Raw genomic sequence first — 15,250 nt, 5'->3', positions numbered from 1 at the left:
ATGACTTACGAAGTAGAATTACGTTCGCTTATTAGCAAAACGCAACTTACCATAAGCGATGAACAAGTTGCTCAGTTAAATCAATATGTTGAATTGTTGCATAAGTGGAACAAAGCCTATAATTTAACCTCTGTTCGCGACCCTTATGAGATGCTCGTAAAGCACATTTTGGACTCATTAGTTGTTGGTGAGCATTTGCAAGGTCAGCGTTTTATCGATGTTGGAACCGGTCCTGGTTTGCCGGGAATACCTTTAGCTATTTTGTTTCCTGAGCGAGAATTTGTTTTATTAGACTCACTCGGCAAGCGCATAACTTTTTTGCGTCAAGTGGTATTTCAACTGAAACTTAAAAATGTCACGCCTGTCCAAATGCGCGTTGAAAACTATCCTGTCGAGCAACCATTTGATGGCGTGCTTTCTCGAGCTTTTGCCTCACTGCAAGATATGGTTAATTGGTGCTCGCATCTGATTGATGACAAAGGTTGTTTTTACGCATTAAAAGGCCAATACCCTGCAGAAGAAATTGAATTATTGCCAGAAAAGATTAAAGTAACGAATAGTTACCCGCTTAACGTGCCAAATTTAGACGGTGAGCGACACTTAATTGAACTAAAAAAACAAACTAGTTAACAATAAAAAAACGTTCGAGGACTTCGTGGGAAAAATCATTGCGGTAGCCAACCAAAAAGGTGGTGTTGGCAAAACCACTACATCGGTAAACCTTGCGGCTTCACTTGCAGCAACAAAACGCAAAGTGTTGTTGATCGACTTAGATCCGCAAGGTAATGCGACCATGGGCAGTGGTGTTGATAAATATGAAGTACACGCAACTTGCTATGAATTGTTAGTTGAAGAGCAACCCATAGAGCAAGTTGTGGTTAAGAATACTGCTGGTATTTATGATTTGATCGCTGCAAATACTGATGTAACTGCTGCTGAAATAAAACTCATGGAATTTTATGCGCGAGAATTAAGGCTCAAAAATGCCTTAGTTGAAGCGCGTAAACAATACGACTTCATTATCATTGACTGCCCGCCTTCACTCAATATGCTAACCGTCAATGCCATGGCGGCGGCTGACTCAGTGTTAGTCCCCATGCAATGTGAGTATTATGCCCTTGAAGGGTTAACTGCGTTGATGGATACCATTTCGAAGCTACAATCTGTGGTAAACAGCGATCTGCATATCGAAGGGATTTTGCGTACCATGTACGATCCGCGCAATCGCTTAGCCAATGATGTATCGGAACAACTTAAACGTCATTTTGGTGATAAAGTTTACCGCACTGTCATACCAAGAAACGTGCGGCTAGCAGAAGCACCGAGCTTTGGGGCTCCAGCGATGTACTACGATAAGTCTTCGACCGGTGCAAAAGCATATTTAGCATTAGCAGGTGAAATTTTAAAAAGAAATGATGTAAAATCTGCCTCTGCTAAAAATTCAGCTAGTTAATTAATCAAGGAAACCTATGAGTCCGTCAAAAAGAAGAGGCTTAGGCCGAGGTCTCGATGCCTTACTTACCAATGCTCCGGCAAAATCTGAACAACAAACGGACCTAAATACTGACACTCAAACAATGACTGATGGTCAGTTAAGAACCTTGCCGATTGAGCAATTAAAGCCAGGAAAATATCAACCGCGTAAGGATATGTCGCCAGATGCGCTTGAAGAGTTAGCCGATTCAATTAAGGCACAAGGCGTGATTCAACCTGTGGTGGTTCGCAGTGTTGGTGATAATAGCTTTGAAATTATTGCCGGTGAGCGTCGCTGGCGTGCTGCCCAACTTGCTCAGCTCGATACTATTCCGTGTTTGATTAAAAATGTTCAAGATGAAGCCGCTGTTGCAATTGCATTGATTGAAAACATTCAACGCGAAGATCTCAATGCAATGGAAGAAGCGATAGCATTAGAACGTTTATTAACCGAATTCGAATTAACCCATCAAGAAGTTGCAGATGCCGTTGGTAAATCGCGTACTACGGTATCAAATTTGTTGCGTTTAAATAATCTAAACGACGAAGTAAAAACCTTATTGGAGCACGGTGATTTGGAAATGGGTCACGCTCGTGCATTACTCGCGTTAGAAGATGACTTACAAACCAATACAGCAAGAACGGTCGTTGCTAAAGAACTAACAGTGCGCGAAACCGAAGCGCTTATCAAAAAGGTTTTGTCGCCTGAACAGCCTAAAGCTGAAAAAGTAAAAGATCCGGACACCCAATCACTAGAACAAAACTTAACCGAGAAACTCGGTTCACAAGTAACTATTAGCCATAATAAAAAGGGCAAAGGTAAGTTAGTTATTTCTTATGCGGATCTAGCTGAACTCGATTCTATCGTTTCGCGATTTGGTTCTTTTTAGCGAATAACTATGCAGGTTTTGTAACTATTCATATTTATAGTGAATATTAGTTTTAAAAAGGGGCGTTTATCGCCCCTTTTTGCGAAAATGAAATGCCCTATTTTGTTGCAAAAAAAGCGTAAACCAGTATACTTGCGCTGACTTTTTTTAAGAGAATTTTTTTCTTAAAGACTAGGTAGTCACTACGAAATTTTTACTAGTTGATAGTCAGTTATGAATAAGCTAGCTCAAAAGGGCCGAATAATTGCATTAAGGCAATTAAAAATAACACTGATTATCATAGTGTTATCTATATTAGTGACATATTTGATGTTTGGTTTTTCCCATGCTCAATCAGCCGCATTAGGCGGAATTGTAGCCCTTATACCGAACATGTTATTTGCCTACAAAGCGTTTCAATACGCCGGGGCAAGTGCCGCGAGGAAAGTCGTTGACTCGTTCAACAGCGGTGTAAAACTGAAATTAGTGTTATCGGCAGTGTTATTTGCATTGTGTTTTAAGTTTGTTGAAAACTTACAACTGCCCGCTTTTTTCACAACGTATTTTTTAGCGATGTTTGCTCCTTTTGTGCAAGCGGTCGCAAACGGTTTTACTATTAATCAACAATAATTGGGATAAAAGATGGCAGCAGATACTGGCTCTTATATCAAACACCATTTGACCAATGCGAAAATGTGTACCGTTGACGGTAGCGTAGCTTTTAACAAAGCTTGTGCTGATGCCGGCTTCTGGACTCTACACATCGACACATTACTGTGGTCAATTGTGCTCGGTTTGGTATTCTTACTAACTTTCCGTTCAGTCGCTAAAAAAGCAACGACTGGTGTTCCTGGCAAACTTCAATGTGCAGTTGAAATGATTGTCGAATTTGTCGATACGAGTGTAAAAGAAACATTCCACGGCAAAAACCCATTAATTGCCCCGTTATCATTAACGATTTTTGTCTGGGTATTTTTAATGAACGCAATGGACTGGGTACCAGTTGATTTAATTCCAACTATCGCTGGTTGGATCGGTTCTACCTTCATGGGTATGGATCCGCACGATGTTTACATCAAGTCAGTACCTACCACAGATATGAACATGACGTTCGCCTTATCTATTGGTGTATTCTTCTTAATTATTTACTACTCAATCAAGGTGAAAGGCTTTGGTGGTTTTGCTAAAGAGTTAACGATGCAACCATTTGGCCACTGGGCGTTTATCCCAGTAAACTTTATCTTAGAATCAGTTACTTTAATCGCTCGCCCAGTTTCATTGGCATTGCGTTTGTTCGGTAACTTATACGCTGGTGAGCTAATCTTTATTTTGATTGCTACCATTGGTTTATTCCAATTACCAGTACATTTTTTATGGGCCGCGTTCCATTTATTAGTCATTCCGCTTCAAGCTTTCATCTTCATGATGTTAACCATCGTGTACTTGAGCTTGGCGCACGAAGATCACTAACTCTTCGGGATTGAGTTAGGCGGCCATATTCACTTCTTATAAGCGAATATGGTCAAAAAACCCGAAGGGTTTAGGACAGGATGTCCAACAAGAGTTTTTTAATTTTTAACTTTATAACTTACTTTAAAATAATCGGAGATAAATATGTTATATATCGCTGTTGCATTATTAATCGGTCTAGGTGCTTTAGGTACTGCGATTGGTTTTGGTTTATTAGGTGGCAAATTCTTAGAATCAGCTGCTCGTCAACCTGAACTTGCACCACAATTACAAGTAAAAATGTTCATCGTAGCTGGTCTTATCGATGCGATCGCTATGATCGGTGTAGGTATCGGCTTATACATGTTATTCGCATTAGCTTAATCATTAGCTGTTTTTCATTTCGCGAATAAATTATAGGAGGTACACAAATGAACATTAACGTTACCTTAATCGGTGAATTAATCGCATTTGTCGTATTTGTATTATTCTGTATGAAGTACGTGTGGCCACCACTTATGGCTACTATAGAAGAGCGTCAGAAGAAAATTGCTGATGGTCTTGCGGCTTCTGACCGTGCAGCTAAAGAGCTTGAATTAGCTCAAGGCAAAGCAACTGCTCAATTAAAAGAAGCAAAAGCGCAAGCAGCTGAGATTATCGAAGCCGCTAAAAAGCGTGAAGCACAATTAATTGACGAAGCTGCTGAAAAAGCACAAGCAGAGCGTGAGAAAATCATCGCTTCTGGTCATGCAGAAATTGAGTCTGAACGCAATCGCGCGAAAGAAGAGTTACGTCAACAAGTAGCTGTTCTAGCCGTAGCCGGTGCCGAGAAAATTCTTGAGCGTTCAATTGATGCCGCTGAACACAGCGACATCTTAGATAAACTTGTCGCTGAGCTTTAAGGGGTAAAAGCACTATGTCTGAATTGACAACAGTTGCTCGTCCTTATGCTAAAGCAGCGTTCGAATATGCTGTCGAAGCTAATGCAGTGGATAACTGGTTAGAAATGCTGGTATTTGCTGCCGAAGTATCACAAAACGAAACGATGCAAGGCTACCTTTCTGGTGGCGTATCGGTTGAACAAGCACAAGCTTTGTTCATTAATGTTTGTGGCGAACAGCTAAACAGCCAAGGGCAAAACTTTGTTAAAGTTTTGGCCGAAAACGAACGTCTGTTGGTGCTACCACAAGTGGTTGCTCAATTTAGTGAATTAAAAGCTGAATATGAGAAAGAAGTCACTGTGGATGTAACCTCTGCTGTTGAATTAACAGCAGAACAACAAACTACATTAAGCGCCGCGCTTGAAAAGCGTTTGGCTCGTAAAGTAAAGCTCAATTGTGTGGTTGACACTAGCGTTGTTTCTGGTCTTGTAATCAAGGCTGGTGACATGGTAATCGATGGTTCAGTTAGAGGTAAATTGAACCGCTTAGCATCAACGATACAATCTTAACTGGGGAACAGAGCATGCAACTGAATTCCACTGAAATCGCTGAACTGATCAAAAAACGTATTGAACAGTTTGACGTAGTTAGTGAAGCTCGAAATGAAGGTACTATCGTTTCTGTAACAGACGGTATCATTCGCATCCACGGTCTTGCTGATGTAATGCAAGGTGAGATGATCGAACTTCCAGGCAACCGTTACGCTATCGCGTTAAACCTTGACCGTGATTCGGTAGGTGCGGTAGTTATGGGTCCTTACGCCGACCTTGCCGAAGGCGTAAAAGTAAAAGGTACTGGCCGTATTTTAGAAGTACCAGTAGGTCGTGGCTTATTAGGCCGCGTAGTCAACACCCTTGGTGAGCCAATCGACGGTAAAGGCCCAATCGAAAATGATGGCTTTGCTCCTGTTGAAGTTGTTGCACCAGGTGTTATCGATCGTAAGTCTGTTGATGAGCCAGTACAAACTGGTATCAAATCAATCGATTCAATGATTCCAATCGGTCGTGGTCAGCGTGAGCTTATCATCGGTGACCGTCAGGTTGGTAAATCTGCGATCGCATTAGATGCAATCATTAACCAGAAAAACACTGGTATTAAGTCAATCTACGTAGCTGTTGGTCAAAAAGCATCAACTGTTGCTAACGTAGTACGTAGCTTAGAAGAGCACGGCGCATTAGAAAACACTATCGTTGTTGTTGCGTCTGCATCAGAAGCTGCTGCACTTCAATACTTAGCACCATACTCTGGTTGTACAATGGGTGAATACTTCCGTGATCGCGGTGAAGATGCGTTAATCGTATATGATGATTTATCTAAGCAAGCTGTTGCTTACCGTCAAATCTCATTACTTTTACGTCGTCCACCAGGTCGTGAAGCATACCCAGGTGACGTTTTCTACCTTCACTCACGTCTACTAGAGCGTGCTGCTCGTGTAAACGAAGACTACGTAGAGCGTTTCACTAACGGTGAAGTTAAAGGCCAAACTGGTTCATTAACTGCGTTACCAATTATCGAAACACAAGCGGGTGACGTTTCTGCATTCGTACCAACTAACGTAATTTCAATTACCGATGGTCAAATCTTCCTAGAGTCTGATTTATTCAACTCAGGTATTCGTCCAGCGGTTAACGCAGGTATCTCGGTATCTCGTGTTGGTGGTGCTGCACAAACGAAAATCATCAAGAAACTTGGTGGTGGTATCCGTTTAGCATTAGCTCAGTACGCTGAATTAGCGGCTTTCGCTCAATTCGCATCTGACCTAGATGACGCAACACGTGCACAGTTAGAGCACGGTCAACGCGTAACTGAATTGATGAAGCAAAAGCAATTCAGTCCGTTATCTGTTGCGGAAACAGCTGTTTCATTATTTGCTGCTGAAAAAGGCTACTTAAACGATGTTGCTATCGACAAAGTAGTAGATTTCGAAGCTGCGTTATTATCATACGTAAATAATGAGCAAGCTGAGTTGATGGCTACTATCAACGAAAAGGGTGATTACAACGCTGATATCGAAGCCGGTTTAGCAAAAGCTATTGACACGTTCAAAGCTACGCAAACTTGGTAATTAGTTAACCTTTTCGGAGAGAATAGTCATGTCCGGCGCTAAAGAGATAAAATCGAAGATTGGAAGTGTACAAAATACACAGAAGATCACCAGCGCGATGGAAATGGTTGCAGCCTCTAAAATGCGCAAAGCGCAAGAAGGGATGGCTGCCTCTCGTCCATACGCTGAAAATATGCGAAATGTGATCGGTCACATCGCGCTTGGTAACTTAGAATATCGCCATCCATATTTGGAAGAGCGTGAAGTTAAGCGCGTAGGCTATATCGTCATCTCTACAGACCGTGGTTTGTGTGGCGGCTTAAACATTAACATGTTTAAGAAAGTACTTGCTGATGCTGCTAAATGGCAGGAGCAAGGCGCAGAAGTTGATTTTGGTGTTGTAGGTGCAAAAGCCACAGCATTCTTTAACAACATGGGCGCACACGTCGTTTCACAAGTATCAGGTTTGGGAGATAGCCCTTCAGTAACTGACCTTATCGGTAGTGTTAAGGTGATGCTGGATGCCTATGATAATGGCGAAATTGATAGGCTGTTCGTGGTTTACAACAGATTTGTAAATACCATGGCACAAGAGCCGAAAATCGATCAACTTTTACCTTTGCCTAAGTCAGATGATGACGAAATTAAGCACCGTTGGGACTACGTATACGAACCAGATGCTCAAGTGTTACTTGACCAATTATTAGTTCGTTACATTGAGTCTCAAGTGTACCAAGGTGTTGTTGAAAATCTAGCATGTGAGCAAGCTGCTCGTATGGTTGCAATGAAAGCTGCAACTGACAATGCAGGTGATTTAATCGACGAATTACAATTGGTATACAACAAAGCACGTCAAGCAAGTATCACGCAAGAATTAAGTGAAATTTGTGCTGGCGCAGCAGCGGTTTAAGGCAACAGGTTCTTATAAAGAGCAAAAGATTAGAGGATTAAACATGAGTACAGGTAAAGTCGTCCAAATCATTGGCGCAGTTGTGGATGTAGAATTCCCACAAGATGCTGTACCTCAGGTATATGACGCATTAAATGTAACTGAAGGTGACCTTTCAGGCTTAGTACTAGAAGTACAACAGCAATTAGGCGGTGGCGTAGTACGTTCAATCGCTATGGGTTCATCTGACGGTTTGCGTCGTGGTCTGAACGTAGTAAATACAGGTAATAACATCCAAGTTCCAGTTGGTACTGCAACTTTGGGTCGTATTATGAACGTATTGGGTGAGCCAATCGATGAAGCTGGCCCAATCGGTGAAGAAGAAAGATGGTCTATCCACCGTGAAGCTCCTTCTTACGAAGAGCAAGCGGCAGCTAACGAATTGTTAGAGACTGGTATCAAGGTAATCGACTTAGTATGTCCATTCGCTAAGGGTGGTAAAGTTGGTTTATTCGGTGGTGCTGGTGTTGGTAAAACCGTAAACATGATGGAACTTATCCGTAACATCGCAATCGAGCACAGCGGTTATTCAGTATTCGCAGGTGTTGGTGAGCGTACTCGTGAGGGTAACGATTTCTACCATGAAATGAACGATTCAAACGTACTTGATAAAGTATCGCTTGTATACGGTCAAATGAATGAGCCACCGGGTAACCGTTTACGTGTTGCGATGACTGGCTTAACAATGGCTGAGAAGTTCCGTGACGAAGGTCGTGACGTACTTTTCTTCGTTGATAACATTTACCGTTACACACTTGCTGGTACAGAGGTATCTGCACTATTAGGTCGTATGCCTTCAGCGGTAGGTTACCAGCCAACTCTTGCAGAAGAGATGGGTGTACTTCAAGAGCGTATCACTTCAACTAAGAAAGGCTCAATCACTTCAATCCAAGCGGTATACGTACCAGCGGATGACTTGACTGACCCGAGCCCTGCAACTACCTTCGCTCACTTAGATGCGACAGTTGTACTTAGCCGTGATATCGCAGCACAAGGTATCTACCCTGCTATCGATCCACTTGACTCTTCATCGCGTCAATTAGATCCACTAGTAGTTGGTAACGAGCACTATGACGTAGCACGTGGCGTTCAAACAACGTTACAACGTTACAAAGAGCTTAAAGATATCATTGCTATCTTAGGTATGGACGAATTATCTGAAGAAGATAAGCGTACCGTAGACCGTGCTCGTAAGATTCAACGTTTCTTATCACAACCATTCTTCGTTGCTGAAGTATTCACTGGTTCTCCAGGTAAGTATGTATCGCTTAAAGACACCATCAGTGGCTTTAAAGGTATTCTTGCTGGCGAATATGATGACTTACCAGAGCAAGCGTTCTACATGGTTGGTTCAATCGAAGAAGCTGTTGAAAAAGCTAAATCAATGTAATTTAGCTTTTCGGAGCAATTAGGAGGTCACAATGGCAGCAATGACTGTAAATCTGAATGTAGTAAGTGCTGAAGAAGCGTTATTCTCTGGTAGCATTGAATCATTACAGATCACTGGTAGCGAAGGTGAGTTAGGTGTTATGCCTGGCCACGCACCTTTGCTGACCTCACTAAAACCTGGTATGGCTCGCATTGTCAAAAAAGGTGGTGAAGAGGAAGTTCTTTACTTATCTGGTGGCATGTTAGAAGTTCAACCAAACAATGTAACTGTGTTAGCTGATGTAGCAACACGTGTTGCAGACTTAGATGAACAAGAAGCGCAAGCAGCTAAACGCCGTGCTGAAGAGCACTTGAATGATCAAGGTGGCGATGTTGATTACGCAGAAGCAGCTTCTGAATTAGCGCGCGCAGTTGCGCAATTACGTGCAATTCAAGCGGCTAAAAAGAAAATCTAAAAGCTATATCAAACACTAGTTTTAGTGAATCAAAAACGAGTCTCCACATTGTGCAGGCTCGTTTTTTATGCCTAAAATTTGGGGTCAGAGTCATTTAACTCTGACCCCCCCACTTTTTTACTTATTTCAATTGCCATTACTTGCCGATACAATAGCGTGAATGAATTAAATTAATGGAATAGTAATGAGTTTATCTGTTGTTATTTTAGCGGCCGGCAAAGGCACGCGCATGCGTTCAAGCTTACCTAAAGTTTTACATCCTGTTGCTCACAAGCCTATGGTTGGTCATGTGATTGACGCGGCTCGCCAAGTCAATGCCGAAAATATTTATCTTGTTTATGGTTTTGGTGGTGATGTTTTAAAAGCAACGCTTACAAAAGACGAAACAGCTGATGATTTAACCTTTGTCGAGCAAGCCGAACAATTGGGTACCGGTCATGCTGTAGATATGGCTTCTCCGTACTTAAAGGATGATGAAGACGTTTTGGTGCTTTATGGTGATGTGCCGCTAACTAAAGTATCAACCCTTGAAAAACTCATTGCTGCTAAACCAGAGAGCGGTATGGCGTTACTTACGGTTAAGTTAGCAAACCCTACTGGGTACGGTCGTATTATTAGAAACAATAACACGGTCATCGGTATTGTAGAGCAAAAAGATGCATCACCAGAGCAATTAGCGATTAATGAATGTAATACCGGTATTTTGTTAGCGAACGGTGGCGATTTAAAACGCTGGTTAAGTAACTTATCTAATGATAATGCTCAAGGAGAGTACTACTTAACGGATATCATTGCTGCTTGTCACAACGAAGGTAAGGTCATTGCAACAGCTCATCCAGACAGTGAAATTGAAGTAGAAGGCGCGAACAACCGTGTTCAACTTGCTCAATTAGAGCGCGCTTATCAGTTACGCCAAGCTGAAGAGTTAATGATTGCAGGTGCTAGCCTACGTGATCCTAACCGCATTGATATTCGCGGTGACGTTACCGTTGGTCAAGAGGTAGTAATTGATATTAACTGTATTTTCGAAGGCAAAGTTGACATTGCTGATAATGTCACTATTGGCGCTAACTGTATTTTGAAAAACTGTAAGATTGGCGCAGGCGCTGAGATTAAACCTAATACCATGATCGAAGATGCCATCATTGGTGAAATAGCCTCTGCTGGTCCATTTGCTCGTATTCGCCCTGGTTCAGAGTTAAAACGTGATGCTCATATTGGTAATTTTGTAGAAATGAAAAAGTCAGTATTGGGCGAAGGTGCAAAAGCAGGCCATTTAACCTACTTAGGAGACGCAGAAGTTGGTGCTAAGGCGAATATTGGTGCGGGTACTATTACTTGTAACTACGATGGCGTAAACAAATCAAAAACTATTATCGGTGAACACGCCTTTATCGGTTCAAATGCCTCATTAGTCGCACCGGTTACCATTGGTGATTATGCGACAACAGGCGCAGGCTCTGTTATCGTCAAAGAAGTTGAGTACAAAGCGCTTGCGGTTGCACGTGGAAAACAGCGCAACATCGCTGATTGGCCAAGACCAACTAAGAAATAATAGGTTGGGGGTTAGAGTCAAATGACGCTGACCCCTTTTAGGTTTACTTATCTGTATATCCCTTCTCTGCTTTGGTAACTTTCTCTAGATATCGCCTAGATTCAGCTCTGGGGTGCTTTTTAGTCAGAACGTAATACACGTTTTTTGGTTGTTGCGCGTTGATCACTTTAACAGCGGTTTTTCGATCCCGATGAAAGCTTTTAAGGACATTCCCCGTACCGCCGTTATAGGCTGATATCATCGCATAGTGCTGACTAGTGCTATTATTGACACCATTTAAATAATTGTTTTGTAATAAATGCAAATAAGCCGTGCCAATATCGATATTAAATGCAGGATTAAATAACTGCTGTTTTGTCGGTTTACCGGTTGTGTTTTTTACTTTTTGGTAGACATCAGCGCCAGCAGTATTGGGCACCACTTGCATCAAACCATAAGCGTTGGCATGGCTGACGGCATATGGGTTAAAACTACTTTCTGTTTCAATAATGCCGTAAATCAGCTCTGGCTTAATTTGGTAGCGCTTTGCCGCTGCGAGCACATGTTGGCTGTACTTTTGCTGGCGTAAGTGTTGGTGAGCCTCAATTAAATCAAATTTTACTTGTAATAGTTCATGAGAATCTATGCGCATTTGTTTAAGTGCTGTATTGACTAAATGCGTGGCAAACCGCCCTGCTCGCCATTGATATTGAATTGGCTTATTTTCCTGATCCAGTACCTGACCATAAAGAAATGGTGTGCCATTTAAGGTAGGCTTTTTACTGCTGAAAATATCATTTTCTCGCGGATCTTCAGGTGTAAGCAGCGTAATCACAATGGCTTGATACAAATTGTCTAATGCTTGTTGTTTGTTATTACTAAGCAGCGTTTCAACGGTTACTTGGCCTTTGGCAAAGTCAACAATAGCTCGAGCTTTGTAATCATTAGTGTATTTAACATAGCGCTTGTTGCTGGGCAACTCAGTATTTTTCTTACCCCAAACTTGTTCAATATGTTGCCTAAGTTCATCGATAAGTCGTGAGATATCTTGCAAGTCTTGCTCAGCTAATGCTTTGGTTTTAATTGCTTTATCAGCGATTGCAATCACATTTTTGTCATCGGCTTCTATTTGTTTTATTAACTCTTGGGCACTTTTGATTGATGAGAGGTTAGGGGTCGATTTACAAGCCGTTAGGGCAATCAAAGCAATGAATAAAAAACGTAATTTCATACCAAAACATCAGCAGTAATTTTTATCAGTTTAACTGATTGCATGATAAAACGGGGTAAAAGTTGACCGATTTATATTTATCACTATAATAAGTTTCGTTATGAAACTTAACGAAAGAAAATATGTCAAAACGAAACACACAACAGCGCCGTCATATTATTATTACTGAGGTTAACTCTGTCGGTGAGGTCAGTGTAGAGGCATTAGCTAAGCGTTTTGATATTTCAGAAGTTACGATCAGAAAAGATCTAGCTGCGCTAGAAAAAAGTGGTTTACTATTACGTCGTTACGGTGGCGCGGTGCCGCTGCCACAAGAAATAACCGAAGCTAAAGAGTCTAAAGTTTCGGTTCGAAAGCTAGCTATCGCAAAAAAAGCGGCAAGTTTAATAAAAGATCATTATCGTATCGTTATTGATAGTGGTCGAACAACATCAACCATCATTGAACATTTAACTGATAAACGCGGCTTAGTGGTAATGACTAATTCGATGAAAATAGCGAGCAGGCTACATGAATTAGAGAATGAGCCAACAATTTTGATGACCGGCGGTACTTGGGATCCAACGTCTGAGTCGTTTCAAGGGCAAATAGCAGAGCAAGTTTTACGCTCCTATGATTTTGATCAGTTATTTATCGGTGCTGATGGTATAGATGTTGAGCGCGGTACCACTACGTTTAATGAACTTATTGGTCTAAGCAGAGTGATGGCTGATGTTGCAAGAGAAGTCATAGTTGTTGTTGAATCAGAAAAAATTGGTCGAAAAATCCCCAATTTAGAGTTAACTTGGCAACAGGTAGATACATTGATCACCGATGAGCTATTAGCTCAGTCGGTAAAAAAACAATTAATCGAGCGCGGTGTTAACGTAGTTATTGCTCCGCTCAAACAATAAAAAGTAAATAAGGATGATAGTATGTGTGGCATTGTTGGTGCAGTAGCACAGCGTGATGTAGCTGATATCTTAGTAGAAGGTTTAAAACGATTAGAATATCGTGGTTACGATAGTGCTGGCGTTGCAATTATCGATTCAAACAACCAATTAAACCGAGCTCGTCGTTTGGGTAAAGTACAGGAATTGGCTGATGCGTTGGCAGAAGCGCCATTATCAGGTGGTACTGGTATTGCGCATACGCGTTGGGCAACACATGGCGTACCAAGTGAAGCGAATGCACACCCACATATCTCGTCAGATAATATCGCCGTTGTTCACAATGGTATTATTGAAAACCACGAAGAACTTCGCGCGCAATTACAAGGCTTAGGTTACGTATTTACCTCAGAGACGGATACTGAAGTCATTGCACACTTAGTTCACCACGAGTTGAAAAGCCACGATACATTATTAGCTGCTGTTCAAAGTACAGTTAAGCAACTAGAAGGAGCTTACGGTACTACCATCATGGATACTAATGACAAAGATCGCGTTGTCGTTGCTCGTTCAGGTAGCCCACTTGTTATTGGCTTTGGTTTAGGTGAAAACTTTATCGCGTCAGACATGATGGCGCTATTACCTGTTACACGTAAGTTCTGTTTCCTTGAAGAAGGTGATGTTGCTGAAGTTACTCGTTTTGAAGTGAATATTTTTGATAGTGAAGGTCAGCCGGTAGTTCGTGAAGCTAAAGAATCAGAAGTTAGCCACGATGCGGGTGACAAAGGTGAATACCGTCACTACATGCTTAAAGAAATCTACGAGCAACCAACGGCTATTCGCAACACGCTAGAAAATCGTTTCGATAATGGTTTATTAGATACGCAAACATTCGGTACTGGCGCTGATGAAATTTTCAAAGAGATCGAACACGTTCAAATTATTGCCTGTGGTACATCATATCACTCAGGTATGGTTGCACGTTACTGGTTAGAAGCACACGCAGGCGTATCGTGTAATATCGAAATAGCGAGTGAGTTTAGATACCGCAAATCACATGTGCCAAAAAATGCCATGATCGTCACTATTTCACAATCAGGTGAAACCGCAGATACCTTGGCAGCACTTCGTTTAGCAAAAGAATTAGGTTACCGTTCAAGCTTAACGATTTGTAACGTACCGGGTTCAAGCTTAGTGCGTGAGTCTGACTTAGCGTTTATGACCAAAGCCGGTGCTGAAATTGGTGTTGCTTCAACTAAAGCATTTACAACCCAGTTGGTTGGCTTAATGATGATGACATTAGCACTTGGTAAGCATCACGGTATGAGTGTTGACGATCAAAAAGCAATGGCCAGTGCATTAGTGACTTTGCCAAACAAAGTAGAAGAAGTCTTAGCGCTAGCAGACTCAATTGAAGATTTAGCGGAAGACTTTGCTGATAAGCATCACTCGCTATTCTTAGGTCGCGGTGATCAATACCCAATTGCGATGGAAGGTGCGTTAAAGCTTAAAGAAATTTCATACATTCACGCTGAAGCCTATGCTGCGGGTGAATTAAAACACGGCCCTCTAGCGTTAATTGATGCAGAAATGCCGGTTATCGTTGTTGCACCGAAAAACGATTTAATTGAGAAGTTAAAATCAAACGTTGAAGAAGTGCGTGCTCGCGGTGGTTTAATGTATGTCTTTGCTGATAATGACGCAAAATTTGAAAGTGATGAAACCATGAAAGTAATAAACGTTCCTCACTGTGACGATTTAATTGCGCCAATTGTGTACACGCTACCGTTACAGTTGTTGTCTTACTATGTCGCTATAATTAAAGGCACTGATGTTGACCAACCTCGCAACTTAGCAAAATCAGTTACTGTTGAGTAAGTTATTGATTTTTAAAACACTTAAGTTCTTTAAAGGCAACCTGTTGGTTGCCTTTTTTATTACACACGTAAAATAGTATCCCGGCTAACAGCTATATAATTAAGATTAAGCCTAATCCAAATTTCTATCGTTAAATGAAAGCGGCCGCCACCAATACCGCTTTTTTAGT

16 protein-coding genes are annotated in these 15,250 nt (G+C 41.6%); 15 read left to right on the top strand and 1 reads right to left on the bottom strand.

Annotated features, from left to right (window positions below):
* The 13 genes from rsmG (at nt 1) to glmU (ending at nt 11,124) form a co-directional block, all read left to right on the top strand.
* Complete coding sequence (gene rsmG, locus LP316_RS03495) at nt 1-630, top strand: 16S rRNA (guanine(527)-N(7))-methyltransferase RsmG (RefSeq protein ID WP_193022707.1); 630 nt, start codon at nt 1-3, stop codon at nt 628-630.
* A gap of 25 nt (nt 631-655) precedes the next feature.
* Nucleotides 656-1,453 (top strand): ParA family protein, encoded by a 798-nt coding sequence (locus LP316_RS03490; protein ID WP_193022706.1) that lies wholly within the window; start codon nt 656-658, stop codon nt 1,451-1,453.
* A 16-nt stretch (nt 1,454-1,469) separates the two neighbouring features.
* A complete protein-coding gene (locus tag LP316_RS03485; RefSeq protein WP_193022705.1) occupies nt 1,470-2,363 on the top strand; it encodes a ParB/RepB/Spo0J family partition protein in 894 nt (297 codons plus the stop codon).
* A 213-nt stretch (nt 2,364-2,576) separates the two neighbouring features.
* The gene (locus tag LP316_RS03480; protein WP_193022704.1) at nt 2,577-2,972 is read left to right on the top strand and encodes an ATP synthase subunit I; all 396 of its coding nucleotides are present in this window, start codon (nt 2,577-2,579) and stop codon (nt 2,970-2,972) included.
* Nucleotides 2,973-2,984: 12 nt separating this feature from the next.
* Nucleotides 2,985-3,812 (top strand): F0F1 ATP synthase subunit A, encoded by an 828-nt coding sequence (gene atpB / locus LP316_RS03475; RefSeq protein ID WP_193022703.1) that lies wholly within the window; start codon nt 2,985-2,987, stop codon nt 3,810-3,812.
* Between the two features lie 144 nt (nt 3,813-3,956).
* Nucleotides 3,957-4,175 (top strand): F0F1 ATP synthase subunit C, encoded by a 219-nt coding sequence (gene atpE, locus LP316_RS03470; RefSeq protein ID WP_116002224.1) that lies wholly within the window; start codon nt 3,957-3,959, stop codon nt 4,173-4,175.
* Between the two features lie 47 nt (nt 4,176-4,222).
* Nucleotides 4,223-4,693, top strand: coding sequence for a F0F1 ATP synthase subunit B (gene atpF, locus LP316_RS03465; protein ID WP_193022702.1), 471 nt, complete (start codon nt 4,223-4,225; stop codon nt 4,691-4,693).
* A 14-nt stretch (nt 4,694-4,707) separates the two neighbouring features.
* Nucleotides 4,708-5,241, top strand: coding sequence for a F0F1 ATP synthase subunit delta (atpH, locus tag LP316_RS03460; RefSeq protein WP_193022701.1), 534 nt, complete (start codon nt 4,708-4,710; stop codon nt 5,239-5,241).
* Nucleotides 5,242-5,255: 14 nt separating this feature from the next.
* Nucleotides 5,256-6,797 (top strand): F0F1 ATP synthase subunit alpha, encoded by a 1,542-nt coding sequence (gene atpA / locus LP316_RS03455; protein ID WP_193022700.1) that lies wholly within the window; start codon nt 5,256-5,258, stop codon nt 6,795-6,797.
* Nucleotides 6,798-6,825: 28 nt separating this feature from the next.
* The gene (atpG, locus tag LP316_RS03450) at nt 6,826-7,686 is read left to right on the top strand and encodes a F0F1 ATP synthase subunit gamma (RefSeq protein WP_193022699.1); all 861 of its coding nucleotides are present in this window, start codon (nt 6,826-6,828) and stop codon (nt 7,684-7,686) included.
* 43 nt (nt 7,687-7,729) lie between these two features.
* A complete protein-coding gene (gene atpD, locus LP316_RS03445) occupies nt 7,730-9,115 on the top strand; it encodes a F0F1 ATP synthase subunit beta (protein ID WP_193022698.1) in 1,386 nt (461 codons plus the stop codon).
* Between the two features lie 31 nt (nt 9,116-9,146).
* Nucleotides 9,147-9,569 (top strand): F0F1 ATP synthase subunit epsilon, encoded by a 423-nt coding sequence (locus LP316_RS03440; RefSeq protein ID WP_193022697.1) that lies wholly within the window; start codon nt 9,147-9,149, stop codon nt 9,567-9,569.
* Nucleotides 9,570-9,753: 184 nt separating this feature from the next.
* On the top strand, nt 9,754-11,124 hold the full coding sequence (glmU, locus tag LP316_RS03435; RefSeq protein ID WP_193022696.1) for a bifunctional UDP-N-acetylglucosamine diphosphorylase/glucosamine-1-phosphate N-acetyltransferase GlmU: 1,371 nt from the start codon (nt 9,754-9,756) through the stop codon (nt 11,122-11,124).
* Nucleotides 11,125-11,167: 43 nt separating this feature from the next.
* Here the strand turns inward: glmU and LP316_RS03430 are convergent, their stop codons facing one another.
* Nucleotides 11,168-12,334, bottom strand: coding sequence for a murein transglycosylase domain-containing protein (locus LP316_RS03430; RefSeq protein WP_193022695.1), 1,167 nt, complete (start codon nt 12,332-12,334; stop codon nt 11,168-11,170).
* 122 nt (nt 12,335-12,456) lie between these two features.
* Between LP316_RS03430 and LP316_RS03425 the strand changes: the two genes are divergently transcribed.
* Both LP316_RS03425 and glmS read left to right on the top strand, forming a co-directional pair.
* Nucleotides 12,457-13,227 (top strand): DeoR/GlpR family DNA-binding transcription regulator, encoded by a 771-nt coding sequence (locus tag LP316_RS03425; RefSeq protein WP_193022694.1) that lies wholly within the window; start codon nt 12,457-12,459, stop codon nt 13,225-13,227.
* 21 nt (nt 13,228-13,248) lie between these two features.
* Nucleotides 13,249-15,081 carry a glutamine--fructose-6-phosphate transaminase (isomerizing) gene (glmS, locus tag LP316_RS03420; RefSeq protein ID WP_193022693.1) on the top strand — a complete coding sequence of 611 codons (1,833 nt, stop codon included), beginning with the start codon at nt 13,249-13,251 and terminating at the stop codon, nt 15,079-15,081.
* Nucleotides 15,082-15,250: the final 169 nt, after the last annotated feature.

Origin of the sequence: Thalassotalea sp. LPB0316 (assembly GCF_014898095.1) — a bacterium.
Taxonomy (GTDB): domain Bacteria; phylum Pseudomonadota; class Gammaproteobacteria; order Enterobacterales; family Alteromonadaceae; genus Thalassotalea_G.
The sequence above is the reverse complement of the archived record's forward strand: the minus strand, read 5'-3'. Positions and strand labels throughout refer to the sequence as shown.